The sequence below is a fragment of the Vibrio sp. Y176 genome (genome assembly GCF_033438945.1).
This window is the reverse complement of record NZ_JAWOQS010000001.1, coordinates 704,127-720,879: the sequence shown is the minus strand read 5'-3', so window position 1 is coordinate 720,879 and position 16,753 is coordinate 704,127. Positions and strand designations below refer to the sequence as shown.

Annotated in this window: 12 protein-coding genes; 5 read left to right on the top strand and 7 right to left on the bottom strand. The window is 45.6% G+C overall.

Going from position 1 to position 16,753, the window contains the following annotated elements; translation table 11 throughout:
* The first annotated feature begins 12 nt into the window (after positions 1–12).
* Complete coding sequence (gene fruA, locus R7O13_RS03150) at positions 13–1,752, top strand: PTS fructose transporter subunit IIBC (protein WP_318302967.1); 1,740 nt, start codon at positions 13–15, stop codon at positions 1,750–1,752.
* An 82-nt stretch (positions 1,753–1,834) separates the two neighbouring features.
* Here the strand turns inward: fruA and R7O13_RS03145 are convergent, their stop codons facing one another.
* The 4 genes from R7O13_RS03145 to R7O13_RS03130 form a co-directional block, all read right to left on the bottom strand.
* Entirely contained in the window at positions 1,835–2,545 is a 711-nt protein-coding gene (locus R7O13_RS03145; RefSeq protein WP_005376411.1) for a hypothetical protein, read from the bottom strand.
* A gap of 175 nt (positions 2,546–2,720) precedes the next feature.
* Positions 2,721–5,780, bottom strand: a complete 3,060-nt coding sequence (locus R7O13_RS03140) for an efflux RND transporter permease subunit (RefSeq protein ID WP_005386052.1) — start codon at positions 5,778–5,780, stop codon at positions 2,721–2,723.
* The gene (locus R7O13_RS03135) at positions 5,780–6,841 is read right to left on the bottom strand and encodes an efflux RND transporter periplasmic adaptor subunit (protein WP_005376420.1); all 1,062 of its coding nucleotides are present in this window, start codon (positions 6,839–6,841) and stop codon (positions 5,780–5,782) included. The genes R7O13_RS03140 and R7O13_RS03135 overlap by 1 nt, the downstream gene beginning before the upstream one ends.
* Positions 6,841–7,914 carry an efflux RND transporter periplasmic adaptor subunit gene (locus tag R7O13_RS03130; protein WP_017820965.1) on the bottom strand — a complete coding sequence of 358 codons (1,074 nt, stop codon included), beginning with the start codon at positions 7,912–7,914 and terminating at the stop codon, positions 6,841–6,843. Before R7O13_RS03130 ends, R7O13_RS03135 begins: the two co-directional genes overlap by 1 nt.
* A gap of 160 nt (positions 7,915–8,074) precedes the next feature.
* Between R7O13_RS03130 and vdeR the strand changes: the two genes are divergently transcribed.
* A complete protein-coding gene (gene vdeR / locus R7O13_RS03125; protein ID WP_005376423.1) occupies positions 8,075–8,803 on the top strand; it encodes an efflux transporter transcriptional repressor VdeR in 729 nt (242 codons plus the stop codon).
* Between the two features lie 71 nt (positions 8,804–8,874).
* On the opposite strand, the gene gcvT is transcribed toward vdeR, so the two are convergent.
* Complete coding sequence (gene gcvT / locus R7O13_RS03120) at positions 8,875–9,993, bottom strand: glycine cleavage system aminomethyltransferase GcvT (protein WP_047103535.1); 1,119 nt, start codon at positions 9,991–9,993, stop codon at positions 8,875–8,877.
* Between the two features lie 260 nt (positions 9,994–10,253).
* A complete protein-coding gene (locus tag R7O13_RS03115) occupies positions 10,254–10,877 on the bottom strand; it encodes a helix-turn-helix domain-containing protein (RefSeq protein WP_005376429.1) in 624 nt (207 codons plus the stop codon).
* A 379-nt stretch (positions 10,878–11,256) separates the two neighbouring features.
* Here R7O13_RS03115 and R7O13_RS03110 point away from each other — a divergent pair, with 379 nt between their 5' ends.
* The 3 genes from R7O13_RS03110 to gcvP all read left to right on the top strand — a co-directional run bounded on the left by R7O13_RS03110 (position 11,257) and on the right by gcvP (position 15,978).
* Positions 11,257–12,552 (top strand): serine hydroxymethyltransferase, encoded by a 1,296-nt coding sequence (locus R7O13_RS03110; RefSeq protein WP_005376430.1) that lies wholly within the window; start codon positions 11,257–11,259, stop codon positions 12,550–12,552.
* 54 nt (positions 12,553–12,606) lie between these two features.
* Positions 12,607–12,987 carry a glycine cleavage system protein GcvH gene (gene gcvH, locus R7O13_RS03105; protein ID WP_005376432.1) on the top strand — a complete coding sequence of 127 codons (381 nt, stop codon included), beginning with the start codon at positions 12,607–12,609 and terminating at the stop codon, positions 12,985–12,987.
* Between the two features lie 126 nt (positions 12,988–13,113).
* Positions 13,114–15,978, top strand: coding sequence for an aminomethyl-transferring glycine dehydrogenase (gene gcvP / locus R7O13_RS03100; protein ID WP_017820968.1), 2,865 nt, complete (start codon positions 13,114–13,116; stop codon positions 15,976–15,978).
* 241 nt (positions 15,979–16,219) lie between these two features.
* Here the strand turns inward: gcvP and R7O13_RS03095 are convergent, their stop codons facing one another.
* Positions 16,220–16,621, bottom strand: coding sequence for a VOC family protein (locus tag R7O13_RS03095; RefSeq protein ID WP_151515611.1), 402 nt, complete (start codon positions 16,619–16,621; stop codon positions 16,220–16,222).
* Between the last annotated feature and the right edge of the window lie 132 nt (positions 16,622–16,753).

Below are 16,753 nucleotides of genomic sequence, written 5' to 3'. Positions count from 1 at the left end.
GAAGGTTATCGTATGAATATTGCCATTATTACTGCCTGTCCGAGCGGTGTAGCAAATAGCATCCTTGCGGCAGGATTACTAGAACAAGCCGCCGCAAAATTAAACTGGAATGCCAAAATAGAATGTCAATCAAGTGTGGTTGAACCAACACTATTGACGGAAGCTGACGTTGAACAAGCCGAAGTCATTGTCATTGCGGCAAATACTAGCGTCGACACTTCTCGTTTTGTAGGAAAAAAGGTTTACCAAGCGGAAATTAGCGAAATAGCAAAAGACGCAACTGCGTTTCTCCAGCAAGCGGTTGAAAACGCCACTTTACTTGAAAAAGCAACCACACTTGCAGCCCCTATCATTGCTGAAGCAACATCAGCATCAAAGAAGATTGTTGCAATCACGGCATGCCCTACTGGCGTTGCGCATACCTTTATGGCGGCAGATGCTTTAGAAGAAGAAGGCAAGCGTCGTGGCCATCAAATCAAGGTGGAAACTCGTGGTTCAGTTGGCGCTAAAAACCAACTGACTGAGCAAGAAATTGCAGATGCCGATCTGGTGATCATTGCTGCGGATATTGAAGTGCCACTTGATCGCTTTAACGGCAAAAAGATGTACCGCACGAAAACAGGTCCAGCTCTGAAAAAAACAGCCGTAGAGATGGACAAAGCATTCGAGCAAGCCACTGTGTATCAGCATTCTGGTTCAGCTAACTCTTCATCTACCACCGAAGAGAAAAAAGGCGCTTACAAACACCTAATGACGGGTGTTTCGCACATGCTTCCTGTCGTCGTTGCAGGTGGTTTGATCATCGCTCTATCTTTCGTGTTCGGTATTGAAGCATTTAAAGAAGAAGGCACACTAGCAGCAGCCTTGATGAACATTGGTGGTGGCTCTGCATTCGCATTGATGATTCCTGTACTTGCTGGCTATATTGCGTTTTCAATCGCTGACCGTCCTGGTCTGGCTCCTGGTCTTGTTGGTGGTATGCTAGCAAGTTCTACTGGCGCAGGTTTCCTTGGCGGTATCGCGGCTGGTTTCATTGCTGGTTACGCAGCGAAACTCCTCGCAGATAAGGTGAAACTGCCACAATCTATGGAGGCGCTTAAACCGATTCTGATCATTCCATTTGTGGCAACATTGTTCACTGGTCTTGTGATGATCTACATCGTAGGCGGCCCAGTTTCAGGCATCATGAACGGCCTGACTGACTTCCTAAACAACATGGGTTCTGACAGTGCAGTACTACTGGGTATTATCCTTGGCGCAATGATGTGTTTCGACCTAGGAGGCCCGGTAAACAAAGCCGCTTACGCATTTGGTGTTGGCCTTCTGGCTTCACAAACTTACGCGCCAATGGCGGCAATCATGGCCGCAGGTATGGTTCCTGCGCTAGGTATGGGTTTAGCGACCTTCATTGCGAAGAACAAATTTGAACAAAATGAACGTGAGGCAGGTAAAGCATCATTTGTCTTGGGCCTTTGTTTCATCTCTGAAGGCGCAATTCCATTTGCTGCGAAAGATCCAATGCGCGTGATTCCATCTTGTATGGCAGGTGGCGCACTTACTGGTGCCCTATCGATGCTATTCGGTGCGAAATTAATGGCACCACACGGCGGTCTATTCGTGCTGCTAATTCCTAACGCAATTTCACCAGTATTAATGTATTTAGTGGCTATTGCAGCAGGTACAGCGGTAACTGGCTTTACTTACGCATTCTTAAAAAGCAAAGCAGAAGCGAAACAAGAAGTCGCAGCTTAATTAGAGCGACTCCGGTTAACAATGCCACCCTCGAATTTGGCATTTAGCACCTCCCTTTAATTCCGGTTAAGGGAGGTGTTTTTTATTCCGCAGCCGGAACGGCTACAATGTCTACTTCCCCACTGCTCATATCCACCGTTGCTTGATAAGCGCTATGCGGGTCACCGTAGTGCTTGAAGGTAAAGTGGTAAACGTTAGCTGGCGTCCACAAGGTTTTTGATTCTGCGGGCAGAATGTCATAGCCGTCTTGCTGATAAAGCTCTGTCGCCATTACATTTGCGATTGCCGCCTGCTGGTTAGCGTCTCGATCCACCTTTGGCTCTAGTGACGGGTTACTTGGATAAGACTCACCGTTGTAACTCATGAGTCGATATGAGCCATTACTCCAAACGATAAAGTCCTGCCAACCATTACTGTAACTGTCGGCTAGTACAATAGGCGTGCGAGTTACCGACATTCGATTAATAACGTTTCCCTCATTATCAAACATATATGCAGAGCAGCCACCACTACCACAGAAATAGCGATCTTGAAGCAACACTATGTGTTCTGCCTTTCCGTCGCTGTTTAGGTCGGCGCTACCCGATAGATAACGTAGATTGTCTTGCTCGAGCGACAGCCCTTCAGGGGCTAAAACCTTACTATCAATCCAACTGGAAATTACTTCAGCACTAACACTGTTGACTTTAGGGGCAGGTTGTTTGGTTTCTGTCGGCATGCTATCCGTCGCGGTGCAGCCAACCAAGGTGAAAGAACCAACGAAGAAGAGTCCGTTTAATATGCGCTTATTCATGTAATCTCAATCTTTGATGTGTCGTTACATCAGTATACGCATGATTTGCATTGTAATCGTAAGAAAATCATTAAAATCAAGCAAATGAATGGTTTGGTATATATTAGTAAGATCAAAAAAGCCCCGAAGAAAACCTTCAGGGCTAGGCAGGAAGCTGGCAAATAGCCAGGAGTCCCTATGCAGTGGTCGGTTTTACCCTAAACAGAATTGCAAACATCACTGGCACCACTATCAGTGTCAGTACAGTAGCAAAACCAAGACCTGCCATAATCGTTATTGCCATCGAGCCAAAGAAGGCGTCGAAGACCAGTGGTATCATCCCCAAGATAGTTGTTAGGGCAGCCATACTTACCGGACGAACGCGGCTTATCGCACTATCGACAATCGCGAGGTAAGGATCTTTACCTGACTCCAACTCAAGGTTAATTTGGTCAAGCAACACAATACCGTTTTTCAAAATCATGCCACTTAGGCTTAACAAACCAAGGAATGCTGTAAAACTGAACGGCATGTTCGTGGTAAGCAAACCAAAAGCAACGCCAATGATCGCTAACGGAACGGTGAACCAAATGACCAACGGCTTTTTGATTGAGTTAAACAATAAAATAGTAATGATGAACATCAACAAGTAACCCATCGGCAATGAACCGAATAGGCCTTCTTGTGCATCTTTGGATGATTCGTACTCACCACCCCATGTGATTTCGTATCCTTCTGGAACATGCAATGCCATCACTTTAGGCTGTACACGAGCAAATAAGCTTGCTGCCGTGTCGTCACTCAACACATCATGGTCCGCGAGAACGGTTAACGTACGCTTACGGTCACGACGCTGAATTAGCGGCTCACTCCAATCCAGTTGAACGCCATCAATCACTTGATCAACCGGAATATACGTTTGCAACGAAGGACTCCAAATGGTCACGTTTTGTAGTGATTCAAAATCTACGCGTTCTTCTTCAGGAAGGCGTGTCATAATTGGCAACGTATGTGTACCATCACGCAAGTAACCTAAGGTGCTACCACCAAACGCCATTTGCAGTGTGCTTGAAAGATCTTCTTTCGAAATACCTAAGCGACGAGCTTTAGACTCATTGAAAACGGGTACAAGTTCCTTGGTGCGCTCTCGCCAATCGTGACGAATGTTTCGGGCACCAGGATCGGTATGAAGGATGTCTTCAACTTGCACCGCCAAGTCACGTAAAACTTGTGGATCAGGGCCAGTAATACGCGCTTCGATCTTAGACGCTGGTGATGGACCAAATTCCATCAATTTAAACTGGAACGTAGGCGCATCAAATGTTTTCGCCAGATTCGCATCTAACTTATGCAGTAAACCAAACATTTTCTCACGATCAGTCGCGCGAACTTGGAACTGAGCGTACGCTTCGTAACTTTTTTCTGGTTGATAGGTTAAAGCAAAACGCTGTAGGCCCTGCCCAATCGAAGCAGAAACAAAGTCAATATCATCTTGCTGACGAATGTAGCTTTCGACCTCTTCAGCTTTTTTGATCGTTTCACGGATGTCAGTACCCTCTGGCATCCACATATCCACGTAGAACATCGGCGTATTCGATGGTGGGAAGAACTGCTGTTTTACATTACCAAATGCCACGACAGCACCCACTAATAGCGCCACCATGCCAGCAACGGTAAGCCAGCGGAATCGCAATGCAAATTTCAGCGATGCCCCAAATACGACAAACAACCAGCCTTTATAAGGATCATCTTCGCTAGTACCCTGCTCTTTGTTTTCCTCTTTCAACAAAAGATCGGCAAGGAAAGGCGTCAGTGTAATAGCGGTAATCCAGCTTAAAAATAATGAGAAACACAGCACCCAGAATAGAGAGCCCATGAACTCGCCTGTCGCATCTTGCGACAAGCCGATAGGTGCAAAAGCCGTAATTGCAATAACAGTTGCGCCCAGCAAAGGCCATTGTGTTTGCTTTACAATATCGACAGCCGCTTGAACTTTGGTACGCCCTTTCTTTAGGCCAACCAATATGCCTTCCACGACAACAATCGCGTTATCAACCAGCATACCCAAGGCAATAATTAACGCGCCAAGAGAAATACGATGCAGTTCGATGTTGTTGTAATTCATCAAAATGAAGGTACCAAATACCGTCAATAACAACACAACTCCAATGATGACACCACTGCGTAAACCCATAGTAAACAGCAACACAATGATTACGATCGCCACTGCCTCCGCTAGACTAATTACAAACGCTTTAACAGATTCATCCACCTCATTGGCTTGGTTGTAAAAGTAGTTCATATCGATGCCAGCAGGCTTGATAGACTCAAGGCTCGCGAGCTCCGCATCCAAACGTTCACCAACCTCAACCACGTTCACACCCGATGCAAACGAGATACCGATATTAATCGCTTTTTGACCGTTAAAGAGTACGACGTTGCTTGGCTTCTCTTGAATACCGCGAGAAATCGTTGCTACGTCTTTTAGACGAATTAGATTTCCTGTGTCACGGCCATGAATGATCAGATTTTCTAGTGCTTCTACAGTGTTTAAGGTGCCGCTTGGGCGAATAACAAGGCTTTCGCCATTGACCATCACTTCACCTGCTGAAACCACATTGTTTTGCTGGTTCAACAAGCTCGAAACCACATTCATGTCTAAGTTCAGTGCAGCAAGGCGATCAAGTGAGATCTCAACGAATAGCATTTCTTGCTGATCGCCCGTGATGTCTACCTTACCAACACCATCAACAAGCTCGATTTCACGGGTCAGGTAATCCGCATAACGTTTCAGCTCTACATAGTCGTAATCGTCACCAGTGAGCATTAACATCACGCCATAAACGTCACCGAAATCATCAATGATCTGTAAAGACTGAACACCTTGAGGCAATGATGGTCGTAAATCATTAATTTTACGGCGCATTTCATCCCAAATTTGCGGCAGTTCATCAGGACCATAGTCCATTTCCATGCTCACCGTTATTTGAGACATACCATTAGAAGACGTAGAGGTAATTTTGTCGATATAAGGGAGTTTTCGAATCTCTTTTTCTAGAGGATACGTCAGCTCTTCTTCAACTTCTTTTGACGTCGCGCCAGGGTATGTTGAGATGATCATGGCATCTTTGATCGTAAATGCCGGGTCTTCTAATCGTCCAAGCTCCAAAAATGACGTTAAACCACCAACAGCAAGGATAATAATGAACAACCAGCTGATGACTTTGTTTTTTATTGAATACTCAGCAATGTTCATTATTGGTTATTCTCCACAACATCCACATGTTTACCTTCGCGTAATTTACGCAGATTTGAATTAATCAGAATATCGCCCTGGCTAACACCTGACGACACAATGGCTCCATTGCCATTCACTTGAGAAATCATGACAGGCACTCGTGTGACAATGTCACCTTCTTTTTTCCACACAAAGAACTCATTCCCTTCACTGCCTGCTTGAAGCGCCGTGACAGGAACACTGTAACCATCGATAGAGGTAATGCCCGCCTTCACCATATCGACCAAAACGCTTACGCTGGTTCCCGGCAATATCTCTGTTTTTGGCTGTGGCATCGTCAAGTACATTTCGTAGGTTTGAGTTTCAGCGTTGGGTTCACTTGTGTGCTCTAAATAGTCCAAAGCAAATCTGCCATCGATGCCGGAGAAGGTTGCTCTAGGCTTGTAGCTCATGCTGTCTGAGTTTGGGTCTACCATCGCTAAAACATTGTCGGAAAGCTCAATACGCACGTAAACCAAATCGTTTTGGTATAGGTTTAACACGGGTTCACCAATTGCCACACGCTCAAAACGTTCTTTGAAAACATCAGATACTTTACCGGCGAACGGGGCGAATAAACGGGTGTAATTCAATTGATTGGTCGCGTTATAGAAAGTAGCCTCAGCTAGCTCTTTATTGGCGGTTAGCTCATCAAGTTCCGCTTTTGAAATCATTTGACGTGCATGCAAGTCTTCACCGCGTTTAAGCTGACGAATTGCAAGTGTGTATTGTGCTTCTGCGTCATTCACGGCTTGCTTCTCTTTGCTATCATCTAGCTTTGCGATCATTTGCCCCTGCTTCACAACGTCACCCGCTTTAACCAATACGTGCTGAACTTCCCCAGCGCGGCGAAATGCCATTGGCGTTTGCTCTGCAGGCACTACTATGCCTTTGAACGCGCGATGTTGACTTTGTACTGGTGCATCCACCGAGATAGTCGACACAAAAAGTGGCTGCTCGACGATAGCTTGGTTTTCATTTTTGCACCCTGTTAAAACTGCAAGTGCAATCGCAGAGATCGTAAGTAGAGAACGTTTCATTAAATGCCTCCCTCACGAACCCAAGCTTTCACCACTTGCCCTTCAACCAGTCTCTCAACACCAGCAATAACAACGTAATCATTGTTATCAAGCCCGGCTTTCACACCACCTGCTGCATCAAGTGACACAGTGACTTTATTGACCTGCTGCGTGCTTCTGTCCATTACCCAAACTTCACCTTGCGTCCCATTTTTGTTGACCCAAGCAGACTGAGGTAACGTCATCGCGTCCGATACATGTTGTTTAGCAATGTGTACCTGCCCTGTCATACCTGTCAGCAAATTGCGATCTTCTGGTCGAGTGATGGTCACGATCGCCTCATAACTATTGGTATCGATGTTTGGCTGCGTCGAAATTTCTTTAAATTGCCCAGGGATACGTTTTCCTGGCTCGCTATCCATCGTCACCCACATATCGGAGTTTTGCAGTGACTCAAGTGATACAGATTCCGCATAACTTACTGGCAAGGTGAAAGATACATCCAACGTCGTGTTATCAATGAGATTCAAGATCTCCTGCTTCTCTGCGACTACTTGAAACGGGTTGACATAGGTATATGACACAATGCCATCAAACGGCGCGTGAATTTTGGTATAGCTCAAATCGGTTTTAGCTTGTTCGTAGTTCGCCAATGCCGCTTTATATTGAGTTTCTTTCTGATCGTACTCATCAGTACTAATGAGTTTTTTTCCGTAAAGGTTTTTCGCGCGGTCCCATTGTGTTTTCGCTAACGCGTACTGCGCTTGAGCGGCATCTAACGCAAGCTGAAGATCTTTAGGGTCTAACGTTGCGAGCACTTCACCTTTTTGGACTTTTTGACCCATGCGTACACGTAATTCATCAACCTCTCCACCAACTTGAAAAGAAAGCTGCGCACGATGTGTTGCATCAATACGCGCTAAAAAGGCGTGCGAGTCTTCAAGTTCTAGGTCTTTCACCGCCAGTAATTTTACAGGTTTGATTAAAGGTTCAGACGGCTCAGAAATGGCTTTATTACACCCAGTTAGCATCCCAGAAAGACTTAATGTCACCACTGCGCCAACTAAAGTGCGCTTTAAATATTGTTTTCGCACCCGCTTTCTCCGTAGGTTTTATATATTACACAGCCGTGCAGTATAAGCAGAATTTGAAATTGATCAACATATTTTCCAGGTGGATAGCAAATTAATTAGTCAAAGCGTTCGGTTTCTGGTAAAAGTAAGCGCGTGATTAATATTCGGGAAAATTCGAACTATGAATGAAAGAAAGCAGGGGCGTAGAAGTGCTGAAGCAGCAGAACAAACTAAGTGTCTGATCCTTAAAGTGGCAGCAGATATGTTTTGTGAACTTGGTTACGAGCGTGTCTCGCTGCGCAATATCAGTGAAAAGGCTGGTGTTTCACATAGTTTGATCCGTCACCACTTCGGCAGCAAAGAGAAAATCTGGCAAGCGGTTAGCGATGCAATGGACGAGTTCATGCAGTGCTATATGGCTGAACTCATCAATGAAATGCCGGAGAACACACCTTCGAATAGAAAAATTTATCTGTTTATGGTTCGCATGCTAGCATTTGCTCTCGTCAATCCTCATCCAGTACAGATGATCGCCGATGCCATTCGACAAGGCGATGACGGTGCTCTGCTGCAGTATTTCTTAAAGTCAAAAGATGAGTTCGCTGCAATATTTACCGGAATTTTCGAGCAGTACAACAGCGAAAACCCTAATGCACAATTTGATCAGTGGGAATCAAAGTGGCAAATGTTGATCTTCGCACATGGTGCTGTCAGTCTCGCGCCAATGATGCAAGAAACATGGCCGGATATTGCAGATAATCGCGAAAAACTGCTGATCAAGCATTGGGAATTGTTTAATACCATTATGGCCTCTCAATTTGGGATCCCAAAAGAAGAGATGATTCATCCGGAAAAGCTTGAAGATATCGTTATTGATATGTGCTGTACTATTGATGAAGCAGTAAACTAAAAGTAAACAAGCGAAAAGAAGACATAAAAAATGCCGAGCTACAAAGCTCGGCATTTTTGTTTCAATTCGTTTTAACCACGGTAGTAACGTTGTGGTACGAACGGCATTTTTTCAACTGTCATTGGTAGCATTTTACCACGCACTTCAGCGAACACTTCAGTACCAATCGCCGCCAAATCCGCACGAACATAACCCATTGAGACTGGCTTACCTGCATTCGGACCCGCCGTACCGCTGGTTACAACGCCAATTTTAACGCCGTCAGCATCAAACAGTTCAACACCTTCACGCACTGGCGCTTTGGTTTGACCTACTAGACCCACACGCTTACGCGCCACATCTTTAGTCTCAATCTGCTTAAGAATAATGTCTGCGCCAGGGAAACCACCTTCACGTTCACCACCAATACGACGAACTTTTTGGATACCCCATAGCAAGCTCGCTTCAACAGGTGTTGTTGTTGTGTCTAGGTCATGACCGTATAGACAAAGGCCACACTCAAGACGAAGTGAATCACGAGCACCAAGGCCAATCCATTCAACTTCATCTTCCGCAGTCAGTTTACGTGCTAGCTCTTCCGCTTTGTCAGCAGGAACCGAGATTTCGTAACCGTCTTCGCCTGTATAACCACTACGAGAAACAATGCACTCGGCGCCTAAAACATCGACTTTACAAATATCCATGAACAGCATTTCAGAAACTTCTGGTGCAAAACGCGCCAATACAGCCGCCGCTTTAGGGCCTTGGATTGCAAGTAGAGCTCGGTCTTCGATAGTTTCTAGCTCAACACCAGATGGTAAATGCGCTTGTAGGTGTGCGATATCTTGCGCTTTACATGCTGCGTTCACAACCACAAACAGATGATCGCCTAGGTTAGCCACCATCAAGTCGTCCATGATGCCGCCCTCTTCATTAGTGAAAAAAGCGTAACGCTGTTTACCAGACTCAAGATCCACAATATCCACTGGGACTAATGTTTCTAGGAACGCAGCTGCACCGTCACCAATTAGGCGAAGCTGTCCCATGTGAGAAACATCAAACAGACCTGCCGCATCACGAGTATGTAAGTGTTCCTTCTTTACGCCTAGAGGATACTGAACAGGCATATCGTAACCCGCGAACGGGACCATTTTGGCACCAACTTCAACGTGAAGTGCGTGTAGTGGTGTTTTCAGTAGTTCTTGAGTCATTTTCGTCTCCATTTAGATAGACCCGAGAATGCTATCGGCATTCGATGTGTTTCCAATAATAAACATGGCTCATTCTATTTTGCACGAACAAGACGTAGATCGACTTGCAAAAGTGTGACTCTTAACATTTTAATCACAACAAATCGTACAAAAAAAGCGCTTTAATGAGCAAGTTCTCATCAAAAAAGCGCCTTTTCATCATAACGACCACCAACGGCAATCGTTTGCTTTCACTATAGGAAATTTACAAGTATTTATCACTATTTGGCTGTCACCCACAAAATGAGCGCATCTTCCTCGCTAACACTGGTCAACATATGTCCCATATTTGCATCGTAATAAACGCTGTCTCCCTCGCTTAAAACAACAGGTTCGTAAAACTCAGAATAGAACATGACCTCACCAGATAAGATAAGCAGAAATTCTTCGCCATCATGACGAACCCAGTCTTTATATTCATCAAAACTACGAGCTCGAATTTGGCTCTTAAACGGCATCATTTTCTTATTGGAAAGTTGTGTCGCGAGCAGTTCATGTTCATAAGTTTGTGTTGGGTGTGGTTTACCTTCATTCTTCTTGGTAACATCCCTACGCCCTGTCGCTACCTTTTTTCTAGGTGGCTCAAAGAGTTGTGGCATGTCAATTTGTAAGCCTAGTGCCAATTTTTGCATCGCTTGAAACGTCGGGGAGATCTGCTCATTCTCTATTTTGCTCAGTGTAGATCGAGCAAGCCCGGTTCGCTGACTGGCCTCTTCTAATGTGATACCGAGTTTCGAGCGGATATCCTTAATACGCTGGCCCAGTTTTAACGGCTCGATATTTTGGTCATGTTGCTCTTTTGCCAACGTCATCGATGGGTATTCATCGTAAATACTTTCTGCCATAAATCCCTCTATAGATATCCATATTTTTTGTCTTACTCGCATTGTGCATGAAGCACATAGTGGATAGAAGTCCACCAAGTGAATTAAACCGTGCTCTTGTTAACAAATTTTGAAATCTTGTTTCCTATAGGAAATTTTTGGTTGATTGTTCCCGTCACAGGCGCTATGTTACCAACTTGTTAGATGTAGAGATGCATATTTCCGTAAGAGATTGGTAAAGGAAACACGCAATCCAACGGAGTTTTTGCCCAAATTTAGGGCCGGATGTTCACTCTGTTCTGCTACGCAGTTCAGCTGTTTTTGAGGACAAATGAACCACAACCGCAAATCATAACTCATCTATTGCGGGTTCATTTTCAGATTTGGAAGGTCAACTACCATGAATAAGAGTTACCCTAACCACAGCTTGGAAAACTTTTTCTCTACCAACCTCTCTGCGACAGATGATGCTGTCTTTGCTGGAATTCAAGCGGAATCCGCTCGCCAAAACGAACAAATCGAACTTATCGCTTCTGAGAACATTGTTTCTAAAGCGGTAATGCAAGCTCAAGGCACATGCCTAACAAACAAATACGCTGAAGGTTACCCAGGTCGTCGTTACTATGGTGGTTGTGAGCACGTAGATACAGTGGAAGCCATTGCTATCGAACGCGCAAAAAAACTTTTCAATTGTGAATACGCAAACGTTCAACCACACTCAGGCGCACAAGCAAACGGCGCAGTAAAACTGGCACTGCTTCAACCTGGTGACACCATTCTTGGTATGTCTTTAGACGCAGGTGGTCACCTGACGCACGGCGCACGCCCTGCACTTTCCGGTAAATGGTTTAATGCAGTTCAATACGGTGTTGATCGCGAAACACTAGAAATTAACTACGAAGATGTTCGTGAGCTAGCACTTGAGCACCAACCTAAAATGATCATCGCAGGTGGTAGCGCTATTCCACGTACTATCGACTTTGCAAAATTCCGTGAAATCGCAGACGAAGTAAATGCAATTCTTATGGTCGACATGGCGCACATCGCTGGTCTTATCGCAACAGGCGCACACCCTAGCCCATTGCCACATGCACACGTTGTTACGACTACAACACACAAAACATTGCGTGGCCCTCGCGGCGGTATGATTCTTACTAACCACGAAGACATCATTAAGAAAATCAACTCAGCCGTATTCCCTGGCCTACAAGGTGGCCCACTGATGCACGTTATCGCAGCCAAAGCGGTCGCATTTGGTGAAGCGCTTGGCCCTGAATTTAAAACTTATATTGATTCGGTGATCAATAACGCAAAAGTCCTAGCGGAAGTATTGCAAACTCGCGGTTGCGACATCGTAACTGGTGGCACAGACACGCACCTAATGCTGGTTGACCTTCGTCCGAAAGGGTTGAAAGGCAATAAAGCAGAAGAAGCTCTAGAGCGTGCTGGGATCACATGTAACAAAAATGGCATCCCATTCGATACAGAGAAGCCTATGATTACATCGGGCATCCGTTTAGGAACGCCTGCGGGTACAAGCCGCGGCTTTGGCGCTGAAGAATTCAAACTCATCGGTAATTGGATTGGTGACGTACTGGACGGTTTAGTGAACAACCCTGAAGGTGACGCAGAAGTTGAAAAACGCGTTCGCAAAGAAGTAAAAGAACTTTGCAGTCGCTTTCCTCTATACCAGTAAACGATTTTTTTTGAAATCATAATAATTCCTGACAAGTTATTCGGAGATTAAGCAATGGACAAAACACTGAAGTTTGCAGATAGCCACGAGTGGGTACGTGACAACGGTGACGGCACAGTAACAATTGGTATTTCTGAGCATGCACAAGAAATGCTAGGTGACGTGGTATTCGTTGACCTACCAGACGTAGAAGACGAAGTTGAAGCAGGTGAAAGCTTCTCTCTCGTTGAATCTGTAAAAGCAGCGTCAGACATCTACGCACCAATCACTGGTGAAATCGTAGAAATCAATGAAGAACTAGAAGACAGCCCAGAGCTAATTAACGAAGAGCCGTACGAAGGTGGCTGGATCGTAAAAGTGAAGATGTCTGATGTATCTGAACTAGATAACCTGAAAGACGCAGACGAATACCTAAACTCTATCGAAGAAGAGTAATTAGGATGTGACGAAAGCTGTTCCCTAGCCTGTTTAGAGAACAGCTTTTTTTCTAGGTTCGGACGTATAATTTAATTTATCAGTAACGCAAATCCGTTACCCGAACCAAGGAGTAGGTAAAGGACAATGACTGAATTACTTCAAAGCCTCAGCACACAAAACGAGTTCGTTGCTCGCCACAATGGACCAAACAAATCTGACCAACAGAAAATGTTGGAAGCGATCAACGCAGTTAGCCTAGATTCGCTTATCGACGAAACCGTACCAGCACAAATTCGCCTAGAGCAACCAATGAGCTTGGCAGAAGCGAAAAGCGAAGCAGACATGCTGGCAGCCATGCGTAAGTTCGCCGATCAGAACCAAGTTAAACGTACATTCATTGGTCAGGGTTACTACAACACCTTCACGCCGAACGTGATTCTACGCAACGTGATGGAAAACCCGGGCTGGTACACTGCTTACACCCCTTATCAACCAGAGATCTCACAAGGTCGTTTAGAAGCACTTCTAAACTACCAACAAATGGTGATGGATCTTACTGGTATGGAAATCGCGAACGCGTCATTGCTCGATGAAGCAACGGCAGCAGCAGAAGCGATGACACTTTGTAAGCGTGCGGGTAAAAGCAAGAGCAACGTATTCTTCGTTGCTGACGACGTTCACCCACAAACCATCGAAGTGGTAAAAACTCGTGCGAAATTCATCGGCTTTGAAGTCTTGGTTGGTTCTTTAGAATCACTACCAGAGCAAGACGTGTTCGGTGCACTAGTTCAATACCCAAGTACAACAGGTGAAGTTCGTGACCTAACGGACATCATCGCTAAAGCGCAAGCAAACAAAACACTAGTGACTGTAGCAACGGACCTTCTTGCTTCTACCCTACTTAAACCTGCAGGTGAAATGGGCGCAGACGTAGCAATCGGTTCGGCACAACGTTTTGGCGTGCCGATGGGTTACGGCGGTCCACACGCTGCTTTCATGGCAACTCGTGATAAGCACAAGCGTACAATGCCTGGTCGTGTTATCGGTGTTTCTATCGATACCAACGGTAACCAAGCACTGCGTATGGCAATGCAAACGCGTGAACAGCACATCCGTCGTGAAAAAGCGACTTCAAACATCTGTACTGCTCAAGCACTGCTAGCGAACATGGCGTCTTTCTACGCGGTTTACCACGGCGCAGAAGGTCTACGCACGATTGCTCGTCGTACGCACCACATGACAGCCATCCTAGCCGCTGGCCTAACTAAAGGCGGCTTCGAGCTTGCTCACAACAGCTTCTTCGACACCATCACTATCAACACAGGTGCACAAACTGAAGACCTATACGCGAAAGCACTAGCCGCAGACATCAACCTACGTAAGTTGGGTACTCAGCTAGGTGTGAGCTTCGACGAAACCACAACCGTGGCAGATGTAGAAGCCCTATTCGCAGTATTCGGTGTGAAAGAAGAAGTCGCAGCACTATCAACTGAAATCGCAGGCAACGAGTTTGCAGCCATTCCAGAAGCATTGCGCCGCACAACAGAATATCTAACACACCCTGTGTTTAACACGCACCACAGCGAAACACAGATGATGCGTTACCTAAAACAGCTAGAGAACAAAGACTTCTCACTCACGCACGGCATGATCCCACTGGGCAGCTGTACGATGAAGCTGAACGCAGCAGCAGAGATGATTCCAGTAACTTGGCCTGAGTTTGGTTCGATCCACCCGTTCGCACCAGCAGAACAAGCAGCTGGTTACGCAGCACTCGCAAAAGATCTTAAAGAAAAGCTATGTGAAATCACTGGCTATGACGCATTCTCACTACAACCAAACTCTGGTGCATCGGGTGAGTACGCAGGTCTTATCGCGATTCAACGCTACCACGAAAGCCGTGGCGAAGGTCACCGCAACGTATGTTTGATCCCAAGCTCTGCGCACGGTACTAACCCTGCGACAGCATCTATGGTGTCAATGAAAGTGGTTGTGGTTAAGTGTGATGAAGAAGGCAACATCGACATCGACGACCTAGCAGCGAAAATCGAGAAACACAAAGACAACCTATCAAGCATTATGATCACTTACCCTTCTACGCACGGCGTTTACGAAGAGAAAGTGAAAGAAGTGTGTGAAATGGTTCATGCCGCTGGTGGTCAGGTTTACCTAGACGGCGCTAACATGAACGCGCAGGTTGGTCTAACATCACCAGGCTTCATCGGTTCAGACGTTTCTCACCTAAACCTACACAAAACCTTCTGCATCCCGCACGGTGGTGGCGGTCCGGGTATGGGTCCTATCGGTGTGAAATCTCACCTAGCTCCTTTCCTACCAGGGCATATTGAAGACGGTGTAGAAGGCGCAGATTTCGCAGTATCAGCAGCAGATATGGGTAGCGCTTCTATCCTACCTATCTCTTGGGCTTACATCGCAATGATGGGCGAAGCTGGCCTAACAGATGCTACAAAAGTAGCAATTCTGAACGCAAACTACGTGATGGAAACACTTCGCCAACACTACCCTGTTCTTTACCGTGGCAAAAATGGCCGCGTAGCGCACGAATGTATTATCGACATTCGTCCGCTGAAAGAAGAAACAGGTATCAGCGAAGAAGACATCGCGAAACGTCTAATGGACTACGGTTTCCACGCACCAACTATGTCGTTCCCTGTAGCGGGCACGCTAATGGTTGAGCCAACGGAATCGGAAGATCTAGAAGAGCTGGACCGCTTCTGTGATGCGATGATCGCTATCCGCGAAGAAATGGAGAAAGTGAAAAACGGTGAATGGCCACTGGATAACAACCCACTTGTTAACGCGCCACACACACAAGTTGATCTTTCAGCTGAAGATTGGGACCGCCCTTACTCTCGCGAGATTGGCTGCTTCCCGTCTAAAGCGACCAAATCTTGGAAGTACTGGCCAACGGTAAATCGCGTGGATAACGTATACGGCGACCGTAACCTAATCTGTTCATGCCCAAGCATCGATAACTACGAAGATTAATTTTTGTAGTCTCTAAATCGACAAAGGCGAACCGTTTGGTTCGCCTTTTTGTTTTTGGTGTGCCGCCCTAACACTTGTTGATACATCGAGAAGGAATGATGGCTAGTTATTGTTTGCACAAAAGTGATTTAGAAATACAGTAACTTCTGAGAACCTTTGAATTAGCACTAATATCTCAGAGCCTTAAAGGCTTGTTGGAAACTCCTCATGAACACTATGCTATGCAGGTGCTATGTAGTTTCTAGTTCAGTTGCAGTAAGTCCCATTTATTACCATAGAGATCTTGGAACACCACCACTGTCCCGTATTCTTCCACACGAGGCTCTTCATTAAATACAACACCATTTTTCTTCATCAACTCGTAGTCACGCCAAAAATCATTAGTTTGCAGAAACAGGAAAACACGACCACCTGTTTGATTTCCTACTGCATGCGTTTGCTCCGGTGTACTCGCTTGAGCTAAAAGTAGTTTTGTACCATTGGAGTTTGGAGGAGAAACTTGAACCCAGCGTTTACCACCACTTAGGTTGGTATCTTCAACCAGAGTGAATTGAAGTTTTTGAGTATAGAACTCGATAGCATCGTCGTAATTTTCAACGACTAGAGCAATGTTTCCGATTTGCTGCTGAACAGTTTTGGCCATGATGATTTCCGCTGTGTCAAAACGCTAATTGTACGCTATTTTGAGACTTTTCCAGAAAGCACGTAACGCCTTGCAAAGGTTTAAGGCACACAATACGAATGTTTACGCACAGCGCCTTTGCCACTAGAACCG

Excerpts from the sequence above, each read along its gene's own strand:
- R7O13_RS03095 (WP_151515611.1), bottom strand. The coding sequence starts at position 16,621 with ATGGCCAAAACTGTTCAGCAGCAAATCGGAAACATTGCTCTAGTCGTT.
- R7O13_RS03115 (WP_005376429.1), bottom strand. The coding sequence starts at position 10,877 with ATGGCAGAAAGTATTTACGATGAATACCCATCGATGACGTTGGCAAAA.
- R7O13_RS03140 (WP_005386052.1), bottom strand. The coding sequence starts at position 5,780 with ATGAACATTGCTGAGTATTCAATAAAAAACAAAGTCATCAGCTGGTTG.
- gcvT (WP_047103535.1), bottom strand. The coding sequence starts at position 9,993 with ATGACTCAAGAACTACTGAAAACACCACTACACGCACTTCACGTTGAA.
- fruA (WP_318302967.1), top strand. The coding sequence starts at position 13 with ATGAATATTGCCATTATTACTGCCTGTCCGAGCGGTGTAGCAAATAGC.
- vdeR (WP_005376423.1), top strand. The coding sequence starts at position 8,075 with ATGAATGAAAGAAAGCAGGGGCGTAGAAGTGCTGAAGCAGCAGAACAA.
- R7O13_RS03110 (WP_005376430.1), top strand. The coding sequence starts at position 11,257 with ATGAATAAGAGTTACCCTAACCACAGCTTGGAAAACTTTTTCTCTACC.
- gcvP (WP_017820968.1), top strand. The coding sequence starts at position 13,114 with ATGACTGAATTACTTCAAAGCCTCAGCACACAAAACGAGTTCGTTGCT.
- gcvH (WP_005376432.1), top strand. The coding sequence starts at position 12,607 with ATGGACAAAACACTGAAGTTTGCAGATAGCCACGAGTGGGTACGTGAC.
- R7O13_RS03145 (WP_005376411.1), bottom strand. The coding sequence starts at position 2,545 with ATGAATAAGCGCATATTAAACGGACTCTTCTTCGTTGGTTCTTTCACC.
- R7O13_RS03135 (WP_005376420.1), bottom strand. The coding sequence starts at position 6,841 with ATGAAACGTTCTCTACTTACGATCTCTGCGATTGCACTTGCAGTTTTA.